The sequence below is a fragment of the Stutzerimonas urumqiensis genome (assembly GCF_003640395.1).
Classification (GTDB): Bacteria; Pseudomonadota; Gammaproteobacteria; order Pseudomonadales; family Pseudomonadaceae; genus Stutzerimonas; species Stutzerimonas urumqiensis.
Map to the genome: position 1 here is coordinate 94,381 of NZ_RBZQ01000001.1, position 17,818 is coordinate 112,198.

The following is a 17,818-nucleotide window of genomic DNA, read 5'->3' on the forward strand; positions in this document are numbered from 1 at the left end:
CGGCCGCCGCGGCGTCGATCAAGCCGCACCCCCAGCCGGCACCCAGCAGGTGGGCTGCCCATGACGGCGCTGCGCATCGGCCGCCATCAGCAGGGCATGACCCTGGTCGAGCTGATCATCACCCTCGTCATCGTCGGGCTCTGCGCGGCGGCGCTGTACTCGGCGATGGCGTCGATCGCCGGTCGCTCGGTCGACCCCCTGTTGCGCCAGCAGAGTTTGTCCCTTGCCGAGGCTTATCTTGAAGAGATTGAGCTTCAGGCCTTCACGGCCACTGCGCAGCCGGCGTGCAGCCCGGCGCGGGCCTGCTTCAACGATATTCGCGATTACAACGGCCTGTCCGATTCGCCGCCCCGCAATGCCTTCGGCGCGCCCTTGGCCGACCTCGCGAACTACCGGGTGCAGGTCGCCGTGCGTGGGCCCACCCTCTTGAGCGGCCAGCAGGCGCTGCGGATCGAGGTCACGGTGACCGATCCGGCCGGCCAATCGCTGGCACTCAGCGGCCTACGGACCTGCTATGGCGAAACCGATGCCAGCGGCGCGAGTACCTGCCCATGAGTCGGATGCGTGGCTTCACGCTGGTCGAGCTGGTCATGGTCATCGCACTGGCCGGTGTGGTCGCGGTGATGGTCGGCGTCTTGTTCGCACGACCGATGGAAGGCTTCGTGGCGCAGAGTCGCCGCGCCGAACTGGTCGACCTCGGCGCCGGTGCGCTGAACCGGATGGCGCGGGACGTGCGATTGGCTGTGCCCAATTCGCTGCGCGTCTCGGCGGATGGCCAGGCGCTGGAGCTGCTGCTCATCCACAGTGCGGCCCGCTATCGGCCCAATCGCAACGACAGCGATGGCCTGCGATTCGACTCGACGCCGGCCAACACGTGCGGCAGCGTCACGGACGGCGGCCGCTGCGACAGCGTCCAGGTGCTAGACCCCAATCTGGACCCAGCCGGCGCGCGCTGGCTGGTGATGTACAACATCGGCGCGGAATCGGGCGGCAACCCGGTCGCCGGCGCGAATGTCTGGGCGGGCGGCAATCCCGGCGTGATCACGCCGACCGGTACCACGATCAGCCGCCTGGCCAGTCCGCCGGCTGGCGAAACGCACCTGGCCCTTGGCAACCTGCCAACGGGCGGCTTTCGCTTCGCGTTCGCCTCGCCACAGCGGCGGCTGTACCTGGCCGAGCGGGTGGTGGGTTACCGCTGCCAGAACGGCCAGCTGCTGCGCTACAGCTACACCGACATCCTGCCCGCGCTGCCGAGCGAACCGCCGGCGGGTTCCAATCCGCAGCCGCTCGCCGGGTCGGTCAGTGCGTGTAACTTCGCCTACCAACCCGGCACGACGCAGCGTGGCGGGCTGCTGACCCTGACGCTCGGCATCGAGCAGGACGGCGAGCGGCTGGGTCTCCTGCAACAGGTTCACGTCGATAATGCGCCCTGACTTTCGCCGCGCACGCCACGCGCGAGGCTTCGGCCTTGTGGCGGCCATGTTTCTGATGATCGTTGTGACGTTGGTGATCCTGGCGATGTCCCGGCTGTCCATCAACCAGCACGGCACCCTCAGCCTGTCGATCCAGCAGGCCCGCGCCTATCAGGCGGCCAGGGCTGGGTTGGAGTGGGGCATTGCGCAGGCCTTGAATGCCAACGCCTGCGATCCCAGCGCGGCGCCGACGTTGAGCGGTACCGGCCTGGACGAGTTCGCGCTCACGGTGGAATGCGACCGTGACGATTACACCGACGCCGCGGGTGGCGCCCTCACGCTGTATCGCCTGGTTGCCACGGCACAGAACGGCCAGCCCGGTGCCCGCGCCGATTACGCCTACCGCCGGCTCAGTGCCGTCGTCGAAAGGACCCCCTGATGAAACCGGCCCTGATCAAGGTACTGCTCGTCTGCCTGGCGGTGCTGTGGCCCACGCTCGGCTTGCGCGCCGCGGTAGGCGTCTGCAATGACAATTTCCCGGACGGCCTGCAGAGCCATAGCCTTGGGCAGATCGACTTTGGCTATAACGCCCAACTGCAGGGCAGCCCGGATGCCCGGCTACACGCCGGTAGCATCACGTCGAGCTGGTGGTCCTGGCGAGTGCCGACCTGCGCAACGGTTCAATGCTCACGCATCAATGCCAATGGTCCCTCGCAATCGGGCGGGACCTTCCCAGGCATTTCCAGCAATGCGGATGTCACGGTGGGCTACCGCGAGACGGGCACGCTGAACGGCAACGGCACCAACCGCTACCAGACCGTGTCCGTTGGGAGCGAGGCGCAGCTGACCATCAACAGCGGCGCTCAGACCTTCTACATTGCCCAGTTGCAGGTGGGCTACCGAGCCACTCTGCGTCTGTCGCCCGGCGACTACTGGATCGGTGCGCTCAGCACCGGGAGCGAATCGCAGATACAGGTGGTCGGCAACGGGCGGGTGCGTCTGTTCGTTCGCGACGCGCCGAGTCTTGGCTACCGATCCTTGTACAACTCGCCCGCCTTCGAGAGTGCCGGGTCGCCGGGCAAGCTGTTTCTCTACGGCTATGGCAACGTCACCTTTGAGACCGAAACCACCTTCAGCGGCTATGTGTACAGCCAGCAGGACGTTTACGCCGGCTATGCCTCGCGGCTCTACGGCGCCATCACGGCCGACGACATCGAGTTGGCCTCGAATGCGACCGTCCAGTACGTCGCCCCGACCGGCAGCTGCGCCAAGCCAGCCGAGCTGCGGCTGAGCTGGTTGCTGGACGAAGCAAGCTGGAGCGGTGCGGCCGGCGAGGTCAAGGACGCATCAGGCAACGAGCTGGTCGGGCGCGCCATCAATGGCGCCACCACGGCCGCGACGAGCCCGGCGTTGCCGGCGGTGGACTCGCAGGGCACCTGCGGTTACGGCAGCTTCCGCACCGGCTCCAGCCAGTATGTGCAGGCGGCCCACGATGACCTGCTGACGCTGCGTGACAGCTTCACCATCGGCCTGTGGGTCAAGCCGCGCAGCCTGCCGTCCAGCGGTCTGATGAGCATCCTGTCGAAGGACGAAAACTACGAATTCCACCTCAACCCCAACGGGACGGTGAACTGGTGGTGGCAGACCACCGGGCCGGAGGCGACCGTGCAGTTCAACAGCAGCAAGGCGCTGACGGTCGGCCAGTGGAGCCATGTGCTGGTTCGCTACGCGCCGGGGGACCAGCGCATCTACATCAACGGGGTGCAGGCGGGGAGTGCGACCTTCAGCGGCACGCCGCGGGCGAACACCGACCCGTTGCAGCTCGGCTGGGACCAGATTGCCGGCCGCCATTTTGATGGTGAGCTCGATGAGCTGCGCATCTACGACGGCGCACTCAGCGCCAGTGAGATATCGGCGCTGGTCGCAGAGCGGCACGCCTGCGGTCGCCGGCTTCAGTGTTTTGGCGATGACTTCGGCTCATCGCTTAGCAATGACTGGGTGGTATCCAGCCGGGGCAAGACGCCCTTCACCCCCTACGTCCAGAATGGCCGTTTGCGTCTGACAAGCAACCAGACCAATGTCGCCACCGCGACCGCCTTGCAGCGGCTCTTGCCGGCACAGGGAAACTTCATCCAGGTCGAGTTCGACTACTTCGCTTACAACGGCAGCGGGGCAGACGGCATTGCCGTGATCCTGTCCGACGCGACGCAGACACCACAGCCGGGCGGTTTTGGCGGCTCCCTGGGATATGCGCAGTTGAATGACAACAGCAACAGAATCAGTGGGTTTGCGGGCGGCTGGCTGGGGATCGCACTCGACGAGTTCGGTAATTTCTCCAATATGTCGGAGGGGCGTGTAGGGGGCAGTCCGACAAGGCAAACGCCGGATTCGGTCAGCATCCGGGGCTCGGGAAGTGGATTGGATGGCTACCGTTACCTCACGGGAACAGAGCGATCGCTTAGTCCGGGGCTCGACGATGCCCGCAATAGAGACCCTTCACCTGGACATCGCTACCGCCTCACCATCGATGCGCGCCAATCGGGACAGGCGCTCGTAACGGTCGAGCGCAATACCGGTTCCGGCTTCGAAGTGCTGCCCAACCTGAACCGCTACAACGTGCTGGCGACCGGGAACGAGCAGAAGGCGATGCCGAGTCGCTTCTACCTGTCGTTCACCGGCTCGACCGGCGCGTCCACCAACTATCACGACATCGACAATCTCCAGGTCTGCGCCACCCAGATCGAACCGATCGGCCAGCAGATCCATCACTTCGACCTGAGCTATGCCCCGTCTTCGCTGACCTGCAACCCGCAGGACGTGACCATCAAGGCCTGCCTGAACGCCGATTGCTCCAAGCTCTACACGGACGCGGTAACCGTTACGCTCACGTCGGACACGGCCGTGTGGCATGCCAAGGACAACCAAGTGACCTTCAGCGGCGGCATCGGTACGGCGAAGGTACAGGTGACTCAGGTTGGCGAGGCGACCATCGGCGTCGGCGGCTCCACGCCGCCTGCGCTGTCGTTCGGGACCACGACCTGTTCGACTGCCGGCTGCAAGCTGACGGGGGTCACGAGCGGCTTTCTGTTCGATGTGCCGACGGTCATTGCCGACAAACCGGTCGAGGTGGCCTTCCGTGCCGTGGAGGCCGACAAGGCCGAACCGCAGCGATGTGTAGCGGGTTTCGGGGGCGGCACCCGCTCCATCGAATTCAGCTCCAAATACATCGATCCTGATAACGGTACCCGGTCGGTGCGGGTGAACGGCACCGAGGTGACCGCCACGCCTAAATCGCTCCAACTGGCCTTCAATGACCAGGCCGTCGCCACCCTGACCGTGGAATATCGGGATGCCGGGGTTATGCAGCTCAACGCACGGTATGCCCCGACGTCCGGTTACGAAAAAGGACTGGTCATGACAGGTACAGACCAATTCCTCAGCAAACCCTATGGGTTGTGCATCGAGGCCGACGCAGCCTCCGAAGCTGCTTGCACGGCGGATACGGTGGCCGGTTGCGGGCCCTATAAGAGTGGGCCGAGCATCATTCGTGCCGGGGACGTGTTGCCGCTGCGTATCCGAGCGGTCGGCTGGGAAAGCGATTCGGAGTTGCTTACAGCGGACAATCTATGCAACGCCAACCTCACCACGCCGAACTTTGAGCTCGAAAAGATTGCGTTGAAGCATCAGCGCACGGCGCCCACGAATGGGGTGGATGGAACGCTCGGCATCGCCGACTACGCCCACCAGAAAGGTGAGTCCACAGCGATTCAGCCGAAATTTTCTGAAGTTGGCATCTTCACCGTGACGGCTGCGCCTCCGTTATATATGGGCGAGGCCATCAACGGTGGCACTAGCCGGCGTATCGGCCGTATCACGCCCGCTTACCTGGAAGTGACGGGCAGCGCGAGCCTCACGCCAAGTTGCGGTATGGAATACAGCTACCAGGGACAGCCGATCGCCTTCGCTGCTGACAACCCGCCCACGCTCACGGTCACCGGCAAGAATCGCCAGGGCGCACCGACCAAAAACTATGACATCGGCGAGTTCTGGCGCTTGGCGGCACCCTCGGCCGGTGCCTATAGCTCGATCACCGATCGGGCTGGCCTGAATGAACGTCTGGTTACTACCGGAACGGCGACTACCGTGACGGATAACGCCACGATCGGAGACGGTATCCGTGCCTTCCGGTGGGTCGGGCAGACGCTGACCTATACCCAGGCAGCCGTGCCCGGCCCCGATGATTTGCCTATTACCGCGAAGAATCGCCAGACGTTCAGTGCGGCCAGCCTGACCGATGCCGACGGCGCCTGCTATGGCACCGCTGGCTGCCAGGCGTTCAGCTACGACTTCACCGAAGCACCGGGTACCGAGGTTCGGCTGGGCCGGCTCGCCATTGGCAACGCGCATGGCTCGGAGTTGCAAGCGCTGGCATTGCCGGTCCGGGTCCAGACATGGCGCCAGCCGTCCGGCTCGGCCAGTCCGCTGTTTCTCGCCGAAGCGGCTGATAGCTGCACCACGGCTGGCGTGGTGAAGGATCCAGTGCTTGACGGCTTCAGCGGCAATCTCGCCAGCGGCGAAACGGCGGCGAGTGTTGGCAACTTCGCCCAAGGCGCTGCGTTGGCGACGCTCAGCGCACCGGGACGGGGCAACGATGGCTCGGTTCGCTTGAGCTTCCCGGACGTACCGGAATGGCTGAAATACCGGTGGGACGGTGCCGCGACGCCGCAGCCGCCCAGCGGTGTCGCGACCTTCGGCGTCTACCAGGGCTCGCCGCCGCTGATCTTCCGCCGCGAGGTCTACCGCTGAGATTGGTCGGTGCTCGTCGCCGCCCTTGGTGGGCTGAAGCCCACCCTACAGGCGAGGTTCGGCCAACCGTTCGACGCAATGGCCATTGCCCCTGTGAGAGGAAATGGGTATCTCCGAGTCGGTTTTTGATGCCCGAAGCGATCGCCGGCAAGCGGGTTCCAGAGCTGCGCTCAATGGTGCACGGGGTAGGGTGGGCTTCAGCCCACCGCCTGCCACCTTCCTGTCTGCCACCTGCGGATCAAATTCGGCCCACCCTTGGGTGTTCACGAGCGGCTCTTTCGCCTGGCTGTAAAAGAGGGGATCGCCGGCCTGCCTGTACCAACGCCCCCGAAACGGTGCCTGGTCAGGTCGTTGCAGTTCGCGTGCCAGGGGCACCGGCGGTGGCGTGAGCGCCTGCTGGCGCCGGATCGGGCGAGGCGAGGGGTTGGAGCATTGCCCTGCGACAGCGCATCGGCGCGGGGGCTGCGCCGATGCGGAGCACTACTCCTGGGCAGGCCAGAGGCGTAGCGGTGCGCCTTCGGCGGGCCAGAGACGCAACTGGTCGGTGTTGGAAATGTCCCAGCGTTCGACGCGGGACAGGGTGTCCAGGAAGTCGTTTTCCTGCTTCATGATCAGCGGGTCGCATGCCATGCGGGTGCTGCCGACGTCGCTGAAGTCGATCTGCGTGCCGTCCAGCGAGTAGGTCGCGAACCAGTGGTTGCAGCCGGCATTGCCGTAGGCGCGGCCTTCGGTCCCGAGGACGAGCGACAACCGGTTGCGCCCGACGACCGGCTCCTCGCCGACCCACTCGGCGAAGTAGGTGGTTTCTTCCTGCAGGGTGGTCGGTTCGACGGCGCAGCCGCCCAGCGATAGCGCCGTCAGCAATGCAACGAGTGGCTTGTTCACAGGCGGCCTCCCTGGCACGTGGGGCACAGATGCGCGCCGCTGCGGTTCACCCAGCCGAGCTCGGCGATTCGGGCCTCGGCGGCGGGCGTGCGGGCGTTCGGGCCCAGCGCGCCATCGACGGCGAATTCGAAGTCCAACCGGGCGTCGCAGCCGTCGCAATCGACCTGCCACTTGAGGATTTCCAGCTCGCGGAACACCGGGCCGCTGCACACGGCTACCCATTGCCCTGGCGGATTGATCAGGTGCCGAACCTTGTCCACCGTCAGCGTCTGCGACAGCTCGCGGCTGCCTTTGAGGGTGACCAGCAGACGATCGCCGACACGAATCGAGCCGCCGTTTCCGGTGACCTGGTAGCGGCCGGGTGTCAGCGCGCGGCATTCGGTGAGGGTGTGGGTCGGATCGAGGAGCGAGTAGCGGTAATCGTGGACGGTCATGGCCTGGCGGAGTCGGTATGCGAGGAGGGCGCAATGCTAGCACGGCCCTCTTGTCCGGCTTCGGCTCGGGGCGACCGTCAGGCGGAACCCGACGGTCGCCAGGGGCGTTGTCAGATGACCGGCTCGCCGGCGGGCGGTACTTCGGCGGGGATCGGCCCGGGCGTCGGCGCGGTGGGAGGGGCCTCGGTCGGTGCGGGTGTCCTGGCCGGTGGCGGGGCTGGCGCGGCGGGGATCTGCTGGCGGGCGAAGGTTTCCTCGAAGAAACGGGTCATGTCTTCCCAGGAGCGCTGATCGGCGCGTGCGTCGTAGGCGACGTCCACGCCCTTGGCCTGGAAGGCATCGGCGCCGGGGTTGGTGAAGCCGTGCTTGGCGCCGGGATGGCTGACGAACCGATAGTCGGCCCTGGCGGCCACCATTTCGGCGGTGAGGTTGCCGGCGTCTTCGGCGCTGACCATGCTGTCGGCGGCGCCATGCTCGACCAGCACGCGCGCCGCGACGCTGCCGGGAACGGCCCGTGTGTCGGTCGCCAATGCGCCATGAAAGCTCACCACGCCCAGCAGTGGAACGCCCTGTCGCGCCATGTCCAGCACCACCTTGCCGCCGAAGCAGTAGCCGATGGCGCCGACCAGGCTGGCGTCGGTCTGCGGTTGCGCCTGGAGCAGGTCGAGGCCGGCGGTGAACCGCGCGCGGGCGGTGTCGGCATCGGCCAGCGCGGCCTGCATGAAGGCCTTGGCGTCCTTGGGATGGTCGGTGTGCTTGCCTTCGCCGTACATGTCGATCGCCAGGGCGCTGTAGCCCAGCTCGGCCAGGTCGCGGGCACGGCGCTTGGCGTAATCGTTCAGGCCCCACCATTCGTGGACGACGACGATCCCGGGTCGTTTGGCCGGCAGGGCGTCGTCGTAGGCGTAGTAGCCGACCAGGCGCGTGCCGTCCGGCGCGGTATAGGGAATCTCCCGCGTCTGGATTTCGGCACTGGCCGACGCGGCAAGGGTCATCAACAGGGTGAACAGGGCGGGGCGCATCGAGGCTCTCCTGGGGCGCAGGTAACGGGGCAATTGGCCAAGCTTAGATCGACGGCGACGCCGGGGTTCCGCAAGACGGCTCAAAGAGGGTTGCGCGGATGGCGGCGGTTGGCCGAAAGGCCCGGCGCTGCTAGCCTGCGCGGCTTTTTACAGACGGGTGCAGTGTGGGCATGGCGACATCCGGGCGGGTTCACATCAGGCGCGGCACGGCGGAATACCGCCGGGCGACGTTCGCGCTGTTCTGCGCGGGGTTCGCGACCTTCGCGTTGCTGTATTGCGTGCAACCGCTGCTGCCGCTGCTGGCGGCGCATTTCTCGGTCTCGGCGGCGACCAGCGCGCTGGCGCTCTCCTTCACGACCTTGAGCCTGGCGCTGTGCCTGCTGGTTTCCGGCGCGTTGGCGGAAAGCTGGGGACGCAAGCCCGTGATGGCCGCCGCGCTGGGTGTCGCCAGCCTGCTCGGATTGGCGTGCGCGGCGGTCGACAGCTGGGAGCCGCTGCTCGTCCTGCGGGCGCTGTTGGGCCTGGCCCTGAGCGGGTTGCCGGCGCTGGCGATGGCCTATGTGGGCGAGGAGTTCGACCCCGAGTCGCTGCCGGCGGCGATGGGGTTGTACATCGGTGGCACGGCGCTGGGCGGGTTGCTCGGTCGCCTGCTGGCCGGCCTGCTGGGGGATCTGGGCGGCTGGCCGCTGGCCCTGGGCGGCGTGGCCTCGCTGGGGTTGCTGGCGCTGGTCCTGTTCGTCTGGCTGCTGCCGCCGTCACGGCATTTCCGTGCGCAGCGGTTGTCGTTCGGCGGGGTGCTGGGCAATTTCGCGACGCACCTCGGCAATCCCCGGCTGCGGGTGTTGTTCCTGCTCGGTTTCCTGCTGATGGGCAGCTTCGTGGCGCTGTTCAACTACATCGGTTTCCGGCTGGCCGGCGAGCCGTTCGGCCTGTCGTCGACGGTGATCGGATCGCTGTTCATGGTCTATCTGGCCGGTATTTTCAGCGCCGGCTGGGCCGGCAGGCTGGTGCCGCGCTTTGGCGCACGGCGCGTGCTGCTTGGCGGGGTGGGGTTGATGCTGGCGGGCATCGCGCTTTGCGCCACGGCCTGGCTGGCCAGCATCACGCTGGGGCTGGGCGTCTTCACCCTGGGGTTCTTCGCGGCCCATGCGGTGGCGAGCGGGCAGGTCGGCCATTACGCTCAGGGCGCCAAGGCGCAGGCCTCGGCGCTTTATCTGTGCGCGTATTACCTGGGGTCGAGCCTGGTGGGGTATGTCGGCGGCTATGTGTGGGAGCATGCCGGCTGGTGGCCGCTGGTGGCGGTACTGGCGGGGCTGCTGGTTATTGCCGGCGTGGCGGCCCGCCGGCTGCCGGGCTGATCACTCGACGCGCTGCTGGCCGGTATAGACGAGCGTGGCCCGGCAGCGTCGGCAGAAATAGCGTCGTCCGCGCGCTACCAACGCATGACGCTGAGCGGTGAAGGGGAACGCCTGGTCCTCGCAGTCGCAGCGGTAGAGGTACCGCGTGCTGCGGCGCGGCGCGATCGCATAGCTATGGCAGCGGCTCGGCGGCAAGCCGTAGACGCCGCGCATGATCGCCTGCCATTCCTCGCCATGCGGACGGATGCCGCCGCCGAACATCTGGTGGGCGACCAGGTGCGCGACTTCGTGCGGGACGGTCTGGCGCAGGAAGTGCTCACGGTTCTCGGCGTAGAGCTGCGCGTTGAACCGCAGCAGGTTGTCGTGCAGGTGGGCGACCCCGGCCTTCTGGCCGCGCAATCGCAGGCTGACCTCGGGACGGGTGAAGCGACGCTGGAAGAAGGCCTCGGCCTGCTGGTAGCAGGTCTCGACGCGGGCGTGAAGCTGTTCGGGCATGGGGACTCCATCTGGGCCGGCCGGCATTATGCCAAGCCGGCCGCAGGGCGCCCACGATGCCCGACGAAGCGATCACTCGGGGTTTTCGGAATCCAGCCCGCCGGGCGTCTGCTGCGGACGGGTCTGCTCGGTGCCGTAGGCCTGGTCCTGGATGACGGTGCGCTCGTATCGCGGTTCGAGCGCCAGCCGCCAGATCAGGATCATGAAGACCAATGTGGTCACCAGCGTCAGCAAGGCGACCCCCCAGATCGATGCCGCGAACAGGAAGCTCTGCGAGCTGCGCTGGCGCATGAAGGCCGGCAGGCCGATGAACAGCAGGTAGGTCGAATAGACGCCTGCCGCCAGCAGGACCGCGACGGCCAGCCAGCGATCGGGATACAGCCCGGCGATACCGGCGATGAAGAACGGCGTGATGGTGTAGGCGACGAAGCCCACGCACTCGTTGAACGAGGGGCGCACCTCGAAGGAGCGCGACATCCAGCGGACGAAGAAGCCTTGCAGGAAGGTCCCGCCGATGATGGCGATGTAGAGCATCACGCACAGTTGCACGGCGCCGCCGATGTCGAGCCGCACGCGCTCCTCCTCGACCAGGCTCCAGCCGGTCATGGTGGTGCCGATGAACAGGCAGACGCAGGGAATCAGCGCGAGCAGCAGCAGGTGGGCGAGGTAGTGGCGGCTGTTGTCGTCTTCCTGGCGACGAACGCCTTCCCAGGCACGGTCTGGCCGGGTGAAGAAGGTAATCAAGGTCGAGCTCATGCGCGTCTCCCAATGGCCGGTATGTGTGGCCGCCCTGATCTAGAGCGGCTACCTGCGATTTAGACGCGCGGGTGCGGCAGGGATTCCTTCGCGGTGCGGCGATCCGGACATGCGGGTACGAAACGAAAGCGGCGGACGGGGTCAGGCCGTCCGCCGTTCGAGGTGGCGATCCGCAGGTGAGTGGCTAGCGCACGTACACCGGCCCCATGCCCATGCCCCACATGATGACCGAGAGGGCGATGATCGCGACCAGCACCACCAGGCCGACCGCCAGGACCGAGCTGGAGAACAGGAAGCCCTCGTCCGAGGGGATGTTCATGAAGGTCGGCAGGCCCACGTAGAGCAGGTAGGTCGTGCAGCAGACCGCCGCGGTGCCGACGATCATCCCCAGCCACAGGTGCGGATAGAGCGCCGCCAGGCCACCGATGAACAGCGGCGTCGCGGTGTATGCGGCAAAGACGATGCATTGGGTGAGGGTGGGGTTGGCGTCGTAGGTCCTCGCCATCCAGTGGATGAAGCCGCCCATCACGGCGACCCCGGCGAGCATCGCGAGGTAGGACATGAAGGTCAGCTGCGCCGCGCTGCCTTCGGTGAGTTTGACCGGTGTGCCGCCGCCGATGCTCCAGCCCAGCTGCGTGGTGCCAATGTAGGCCGAGATCGCCGGAATGGCAGCCAGCAGCAGAACGTGGGTGAGGTACATGTGGCTGACGGTTTCTTCTTCGCCACGGATTTCGTTCCACTCCTGGCCCGGATGAGCGAACAGCCCCCAAACGTGATGGATCATGCCAGCGTCTCCTCTGTGGTGGAGGCCGCCAGGCTGCGGGCACGGCTGTCGCCCGTCAGCATTGGTGCGACCTTATGCCGCAGTATAGGGAGTGGCTGGAGCCCGCGCTTCGCCTGGGTTAGAGCGTTTTGGCGCTATCGGTCTGTCCGTAATAGCGTTGCAGTATTTCCATCGCCTGATTGATCGCCTGGAGCCGCTCGGTACTGCCGCCCCGGTCCGGGTGATGCTCGGCCACCAGTTGGCGATAGCGGTGCTTGATCAGGGGCATCGTCAGCGGCAGCCCCGGATCGTCCAGCCCGAGCAGCGCCAGTGCCTCGCGCTTCTCGGAACCGCCTTCGTTGCGCAGCCAGAAGTTGGTGAGCAGGTTTTCCACGTCCTGCTCGGTGGTTTCCTCGAGCTGGGTCAGGTCGAGGTAGTACTCGCGCAGCGGGTCCTGCCGGCTGATGCCCGACTCATCGCTCGGCGCGTAGGGTTGCAGCAGGATGCACAGCGGGTTGATCAGCAGCTCGTGCCGGCGCTCGTCACGCAAGCGGTCGCGCAGCCGGTACAGCGCGTTGAAGATCTTGAAGTGCGTCCGAAACAGCACCAGCTTGTCGGTCAGCGGGGCGGGCGAAAGGTGCTCGCACCCCTGGGCCTTGAGCGTCTGGATGAGCTGGTACTCGCTGATGCCGTCCGGGTGCGCCGTGAGGACTTCCAGGGTTTGGTCGGCAAGATCGTCGGACAGCGCGACCGCGCCGACCGGGCGATTTGCGACAAGGTTGCCAGCGCGCTGGCGTTCATACAGTTCCATCTGGCCCTCAACGACTGACGGGGTGGGGTGGATGAGGCTTTGCGCGTAAAATGCCGGGCTTTTCGTCCTGCTCCGGGTCTCGCGCATCATGGCTAACCTCTCGGTCAACCAGAACAAGCTGCAAAAACGTCTGCGGCGCCTCGTCGGCGAAGCCGTCGCCGACTTCAACATGATCGAGGACGGCGACAAGGTGATGGTCTGCCTGTCCGGCGGCAAGGACAGCTACACCCTGCTCGATGTCCTGCTGTACCTGCGCAAGGTCGCGCCCATCTCCTTCGAGATCGTCGCCGTCAACATGGACCAGAAACAGCCCGGCTTTCCCGAGCATGTGCTGCCCACGTACCTGCAATCGATCGGCGTCGACTATCACATCATCGAGAAGGACACCTACTCGGTGGTCAAGGAAAAGATCCCCGAGGGCAAGACGACCTGCTCGCTCTGCTCACGCCTGCGCCGTGGCACGCTCTACACCTTCGCCGACGAGATCGGCGCCACCAAAATGGCGCTCGGCCATCACCGCGACGATATCTTGGAGACCTTTTTCCTCAATATGTTCTATGGCGGCACATTAAAAGCCATGCCGCCCAAGCTGCTGTCCGACGACGGGCGCAACGTGGTCATCCGCCCGCTGGCCTATTGCAACGAAACGGACATCGAGGCGTACGCGAAGCTGAAGGAGTTCCCGATCATTCCGTGCAACCTGTGTGGCTCGCAGGAGAACCTCCAGCGCCAGGTGGTCAAGGAAATGCTCCAGGAATGGGAGCGCAAGTCGCCGGGCCGCACCGAGATCATGTTCCGTGCCTTGCAGAACGTCGTGCCGTCGCAGCTGGCCGACCGCAACCTGTTCGACTTCGCCAGCCTGCGCATCGACGAGGCGGCCACGCCGCGTTTCGTCGAGGTAATGAGCGTTTAAGCAGCCGCGAGCGGAAGCTCGGAGGAGGGCTGCCGGCTTCTGCCCGCGCCTCCTGCTTCCCGCTTATCAGTTCTCCGCTTCGGCCCGGATGACCATGAAAGACTACCGCTGGATCCACGAGTACTGCCTCAATCGCTTCGGCTCGGCCGAGGCGCTGGAAGCGCGCCTGCCGCAGCCGCGCGAGGCGGTCGAGCTGAAGGCGCTGGGGGATGATCGATACCTGTCGGTCATGTCGCTGCGCATTTTTCGCGCCGGGCTCAAGCACAGCCTGGTCGACGCCAAGTGGCCGGCCTTCGAGCAGGCCTTCTTCGGCTTCGATCCGCAGAAGGTCGTGCTGATGGGCGGCGAACACATCGAGCGCCTGATGCAGGACGCTCGCCTGATCCGTCACCTGGGCAAGCTCAAGAGCGTGCCGCGCAATGCGCAGTTCATCCTCGATGTCGCCCATGAGCGCGGTGCGTTCGGGAACCTCGTCGCCGACTGGCCCGCCACCGATATCGTCGGGCTGTGGCGCTACCTCACCAAGCATGGCTGCCAGCTCGGCGGGCTTTCGGCGCCGCGCTACCTGCGCATGCTGGGCAAGGACACCTTCGTGCCGTCCAACGACGTCGTGGCGGCGCTCGCGGCGCAGGGCATCGTCGATCGCGTCCCGTCATCCCAGCGGGACCAGGCGACCGTGCAGGCCGCCTTCAACGAATGGCACGGGCAAAGCGGCCGGCCGTTCTGCCAGCTGTCGATGATGTTGGCGTACACCGTCAACCATTGATGAGGCCGGCCCGACCAGCGGGCGGCCTGACGATTTGTCGCGGGTCTTGAGTCACATTCCAGACGATTGAATTTGCCGATCGGTGCGATAGCCGGCATAGTCCCGGCCATCCTTTCCAACCGACACGGCCGTGCCCATGCGCCCACGCTTAGCACCTCTCGTGCCTCTCGCACTTTCCATCCTGCTTGCCGCCTGCGCCACCGGCCCGCAGCCGATCGACGACACAGTCGCCACGACGCCGCCGGTGATCGAGCAGCCGACCCCGGCGGCGGCCTCGCCCGAAGAGCCCAGCGAAGAATCGCTCGCCGCGCTGACGGACGCGGAGGCATATGCGCTTCCGCCGCTGGCCGACAGCATCATCGAACTGGGTTACCAACTGGTCGGCACGCCGTATCGCTATGGTGGCCGTTCGGCCAAGACCGGTTTCGATTGCAGCGGTTTCGTCGGCTTCCTGTTTCGCAAGGAAGCCGGCATCGAATTGCCGCGCTCGACCCGCGAGATGATCAAGGTCGACGCACCGCTGGTGTCGATGGACGAACTCGAACCGGGCGATGTGCTGTTCTTCAACAACCGGGGCCGCGGGCGGGTCAGCCATGCGGGCATCTACATCGGCAACGACCAGTTCATCCATTCCTCCAGCAGCCGCAGTGGTGGCGTGCGGGTCGACAGCCTGCACGATCGCTACTGGCGCAGCAGTTTCATGGAGGCCAAGCGCGTCTTGGCCCAGGTCAGCCCCGAGGCGCTGAGCCCCGCGAACTGAGCCGGCGGTCGGACGCCATCCCGTTCGACCGTTGCCATCGGCCGACCATGCCGGCAGAGTGACACCTTCTCAAGGAGACCGCTCTGCCATGCCCCTTACGGCCCGCCTAGTCCTCGTCACGCTTGTCGCATTGCTCGCCGCCTGTGCCGGCCAGCCGCCTGCTCCTTCCGTCGCGCCAAAAGTCGTTGCTCCGTCCGGCCCCTTTCCGCGTGCAGCCGAAGACGTATTGTTCAGTGCGCTCGGGCTGGTTGGCACGCCGTACCGTTACGGTGGCAACACGCCGGAATCGGGGTTCGATTGCAGCGGCCTGATCGGCTACGTCTACCGTAACGCTGCGGGCATCGCGCTGCCGCGTACGACCGGTGAGTTGCTGCGCATGCCGACCGAGCGCGTCGAGGTCGACGAGCTTCGATCGGGCGATCTGGTGTTCTTCGCGACCAGCGGCGGGCGTCGGGTGAGCCATGCCGGCATCTACGTCGGGGAAGGCCGCTTCGTGCATGCGCCCTCATCGGGCGGCACGGTGCGGCTCGATCACTTGTCCAGCCGCTATTGGCAGAAGAGCTACCTGGCTGCCAAGCGGGTGCTGGGCGATGGGGCCATCGCCCGCAACCCTTGATCGGAGGCGGGACCCGGCTATCGTCAGGTCCCGCTGTTTCACGGGGCTTCCGGGCAATCCGGCAGCGACGCCCGTGTCGGTAGTCCCGCATCGCGGGTGAAGCGACAGCCGTAGGCCGGGTCGGCCACGACTTGCGGATCGAGCACCTCGTCGCCTTCCGGTTTCACGCCCTGCTGCTCCCAGCGCAGCATCGCCGCCATCGCCTCGACCTGTTCCTGGTAGCTGAAGTCGCAATGGCTCGGCGCGCGGATGGCGCGCTGTACCAGCCAGTCGCCGTTTCCGTTCGCTTCGGCGCGCTGGCGATGGATCTGCATGTGCTTGAACGGCACGTACAGGTCGCCGAGCGTGTGGATGCTCACCACCGGAACGTTGAAATTGCCGTTGACCTTCGGAATCCAGCGCAGCCCATCCGGCCGCAGGTTGTTGGCCGAGGGATGGCCGACTACACGGATGATCGAATTGTTGAAGGTGCGCTCTTCCGGCGAGGTACGACGTTCGCCATCGAGTTGGTAGCGGGTCGACAGGTTGCCCGCCAGGGAGTCGGCGAGGATGCCGTTGACCGTGCCGTCGCGGCCGCCGGTACCGAGCAGCACGCTTTGCAGCCCGGTGCGGAAGCCCTCGGCGAAAATCGGCCGCTCGCCGCCGGACAGGTCCCGCGTGATCGCTTCGAGCTTCAATCCGAGCGGGGACGGCCGGACCGGGTACTGCTCCCACAGCGCCGCGATGATCTGCGGCAGCTTCTGCTGGAAATCGGTCGCCGGAAAGGTCGTCGGCCCGAGCCCCGCCAGGTGCTGCGCCGCCAGCGTGTAGTTGAGCAGGTACTCGAATTCATAGACGTCGCCCGTCACGCCGCACATGGGCACCGAGCCCTCGTAGCGCACCGGATTGTTCGCCGTGGCCAGGGTTTCCGATTCCACGGCGGCTGCGGCGATGTGCCCGCCCATCGAGTGTCCGGTGATGTATCGCTTGGTTGGCTCCGGCAGGCCGGTGAGTTCGCTGAACGCGAGCGCCAGGGCATTGGTGTCTTCGATGCCGGCCCGCACATCGTAGTAGTTGGCACTGTAGCTCGAAGCCGCCCAGGCATAGCCCTGCTGCAACAGCCAGGCGCGGATGGAGGGTGGGCCGACGATCAGCTCGGCGCCTTCGCCCCGGTAGCCGTGGGCATACATCACGAGCATGCCGTTCCAGTTCTCGGGCACTTCGATCTGGTACGACGAGCCCTGGTACTCGCCGACCCAGCGCTGGCTCGGCAGGCCTGGGAGGGCGTCCAGCGACGAGACGACCGGCACGAAGGTGCGGCTGTCCTGTTCGCGCGTATCGCTGGACGCGTAGGGTGGGTTGATGGGGGTCTGCCGGGCATGCGCCTGGATCGAGACGCCGAGCGTACCGATCAGGAGCGCGCCAGCACAGGCGGCGGCCAGCTTGGAGGGATTCATCGGGTATCTCCTTCTTGTTGTTATGGATGCGATCGCTCGGACACCATGGCGATTGCGATGCCGATCCGGTGGTCCAACGTTCGCCGAGGTGAGATCGCAGTCCGGGTCGCCGGTTCGCCTGTCGGGCAGGCGGCGGGTCGAATATCGCTCTTTCGGCCGACGCCGTCCGTCGTCCGGTCAAGGCGGCGATACGGGCCTTGCCGGCGATCGCGCTTTGGAGCGACGCATGAGCATCCACAGGGGAGAGAGCCCGCATGGGCGAGGCCATTCGATTGCCATCCGCACCTGACGCCTGCGAGCTGTGCGGACGGGCGGCGCCGTTGACGCGGCATCACCTCATTCCGAAGGCGTTGCACGACAAGCGCTACGTGCAGAAGCGCTTCGACCGGCTGGCGCGCATCACCGCCACGCTCTGGGTCTGCCGGCCCTGCCATGACGAGATCCACCGCGTCTTCAGCGAAAAGGAGCTGGCGCTGACCTACAACACGCGCGATGCGCTGTTGGGCGACGCGCGCATCCGGGCCTTCGTCGATTGGTTGGCGAGCAAGCCGGCCGGGTTCGTTCCGCGGCGCTAGTTCTGCCGCG

At 66.1% G+C, this 17,818-nt stretch carries 18 protein-coding genes; 10 read left to right on the forward strand and 8 right to left on the reverse strand.

Going from position 1 to position 17,818, the window contains the following annotated elements:
• Positions 1-60: 60 nt before the first annotated feature.
• Genes D7325_RS00485 through D7325_RS00500 form a run of 4 tightly spaced genes read left to right on the forward strand, consistent with a single transcriptional unit; the run spans position 61 to position 6,218 of the window.
• Complete coding sequence (locus D7325_RS00485) at positions 61-555, forward strand: type II secretion system protein (protein ID WP_245961981.1); 495 nt, start codon at positions 61-63, stop codon at positions 553-555.
• On the forward strand, positions 552-1,433 hold the full coding sequence (locus tag D7325_RS00490) for a PilW family protein (RefSeq protein WP_245961982.1): 882 nt from the start codon (positions 552-554) through the stop codon (positions 1,431-1,433). The genes D7325_RS00485 and D7325_RS00490 overlap by 4 nt, the downstream gene beginning before the upstream one ends.
• Before the next feature lie 46 nt (positions 1,434-1,479).
• Entirely contained in the window at positions 1,480-1,851 is a 372-nt protein-coding gene (locus D7325_RS00495; RefSeq protein ID WP_245961983.1) for a hypothetical protein, read from the forward strand.
• A complete protein-coding gene (locus D7325_RS00500; protein ID WP_120993054.1) occupies positions 1,851-6,218 on the forward strand; it encodes a DUF6701 domain-containing protein in 4,368 nt (1,455 codons plus the stop codon). The genes D7325_RS00495 and D7325_RS00500 overlap by 1 nt, the downstream gene beginning before the upstream one ends.
• A gap of 480 nt (positions 6,219-6,698) precedes the next feature.
• Here the strand turns inward: D7325_RS00500 and D7325_RS00505 are convergent, their stop codons facing one another.
• The 3 genes from D7325_RS00505 to D7325_RS00515 all read right to left on the reverse strand — a co-directional run bounded on the left by D7325_RS00505 (position 6,699) and on the right by D7325_RS00515 (position 8,559).
• Entirely contained in the window at positions 6,699-7,103 is a 405-nt protein-coding gene (locus D7325_RS00505; RefSeq protein WP_120993055.1) for an META domain-containing protein, read from the reverse strand.
• A complete protein-coding gene (locus tag D7325_RS00510; RefSeq protein WP_120993056.1) occupies positions 7,100-7,537 on the reverse strand; it encodes a hypothetical protein in 438 nt (145 codons plus the stop codon). The genes D7325_RS00505 and D7325_RS00510 overlap by 4 nt, the downstream gene beginning before the upstream one ends.
• Positions 7,538-7,647: 110 nt before the next feature.
• Positions 7,648-8,559 (reverse strand): dienelactone hydrolase family protein, encoded by a 912-nt coding sequence (locus D7325_RS00515; protein ID WP_120993057.1) that lies wholly within the window; start codon positions 8,557-8,559, stop codon positions 7,648-7,650.
• 170 nt (positions 8,560-8,729) lie between these two features.
• Between D7325_RS00515 and D7325_RS00520 the strand changes: the two genes are divergently transcribed.
• Complete coding sequence (locus D7325_RS00520; protein ID WP_120993058.1) at positions 8,730-9,917, forward strand: MFS transporter; 1,188 nt, start codon at positions 8,730-8,732, stop codon at positions 9,915-9,917.
• On the opposite strand, the gene D7325_RS00525 is transcribed toward D7325_RS00520, so the two are convergent.
• The 4 genes from D7325_RS00525 to D7325_RS00540 form a co-directional block, all read right to left on the reverse strand.
• Entirely contained in the window at positions 9,918-10,412 is a 495-nt protein-coding gene (locus D7325_RS00525) for a SprT family zinc-dependent metalloprotease (protein WP_120993059.1), read from the reverse strand.
• 72 nt (positions 10,413-10,484) lie between these two features.
• Positions 10,485-11,168 (reverse strand): Yip1 family protein, encoded by a 684-nt coding sequence (locus D7325_RS00530; protein ID WP_120993060.1) that lies wholly within the window; start codon positions 11,166-11,168, stop codon positions 10,485-10,487.
• A gap of 184 nt (positions 11,169-11,352) precedes the next feature.
• Positions 11,353-11,952: a Yip1 family protein gene (locus D7325_RS00535; RefSeq protein WP_120993061.1), complete on the reverse strand. Its 600-nt coding sequence runs from the start codon at positions 11,950-11,952 to the stop codon at positions 11,353-11,355.
• Between the two features lie 118 nt (positions 11,953-12,070).
• Positions 12,071-12,742, reverse strand: coding sequence for a DNA-J related domain-containing protein (locus tag D7325_RS00540; RefSeq protein WP_120993062.1), 672 nt, complete (start codon positions 12,740-12,742; stop codon positions 12,071-12,073).
• A gap of 88 nt (positions 12,743-12,830) precedes the next feature.
• Between D7325_RS00540 and ttcA the strand changes: the two genes are divergently transcribed.
• From ttcA to D7325_RS00560, 4 genes are all read left to right on the forward strand, one after another.
• Positions 12,831-13,655 (forward strand): tRNA 2-thiocytidine(32) synthetase TtcA, encoded by an 825-nt coding sequence (gene ttcA / locus D7325_RS00545; RefSeq protein ID WP_120993063.1) that lies wholly within the window; start codon positions 12,831-12,833, stop codon positions 13,653-13,655.
• Between the two features lie 94 nt (positions 13,656-13,749).
• Positions 13,750-14,421, forward strand: coding sequence for a DNA-3-methyladenine glycosylase I (locus D7325_RS00550; RefSeq protein ID WP_120993064.1), 672 nt, complete (start codon positions 13,750-13,752; stop codon positions 14,419-14,421).
• Positions 14,422-14,557: 136 nt separating this feature from the next.
• The gene (locus tag D7325_RS00555) at positions 14,558-15,181 is read left to right on the forward strand and encodes a C40 family peptidase (protein WP_120993065.1); all 624 of its coding nucleotides are present in this window, start codon (positions 14,558-14,560) and stop codon (positions 15,179-15,181) included.
• 88 nt (positions 15,182-15,269) lie between these two features.
• Entirely contained in the window at positions 15,270-15,797 is a 528-nt protein-coding gene (locus tag D7325_RS00560) for a C40 family peptidase (protein ID WP_120993066.1), read from the forward strand.
• Between the two features lie 38 nt (positions 15,798-15,835).
• Here D7325_RS00560 and D7325_RS00565 read toward each other — a convergent pair whose 3' ends face one another.
• Positions 15,836-17,233 carry an alpha/beta hydrolase family protein gene (locus tag D7325_RS00565; protein ID WP_120993067.1) on the reverse strand — a complete coding sequence of 466 codons (1,398 nt, stop codon included), beginning with the start codon at positions 17,231-17,233 and terminating at the stop codon, positions 15,836-15,838.
• Positions 17,234-17,487: 254 nt separating this feature from the next.
• On the opposite strand from D7325_RS00565, the gene D7325_RS00570 reads away from it, so the two are divergent.
• Positions 17,488-17,808, forward strand: coding sequence for a hypothetical protein (locus tag D7325_RS00570; RefSeq protein WP_120993068.1), 321 nt, complete (start codon positions 17,488-17,490; stop codon positions 17,806-17,808).
• Positions 17,809-17,818: the final 10 nt, after the last annotated feature.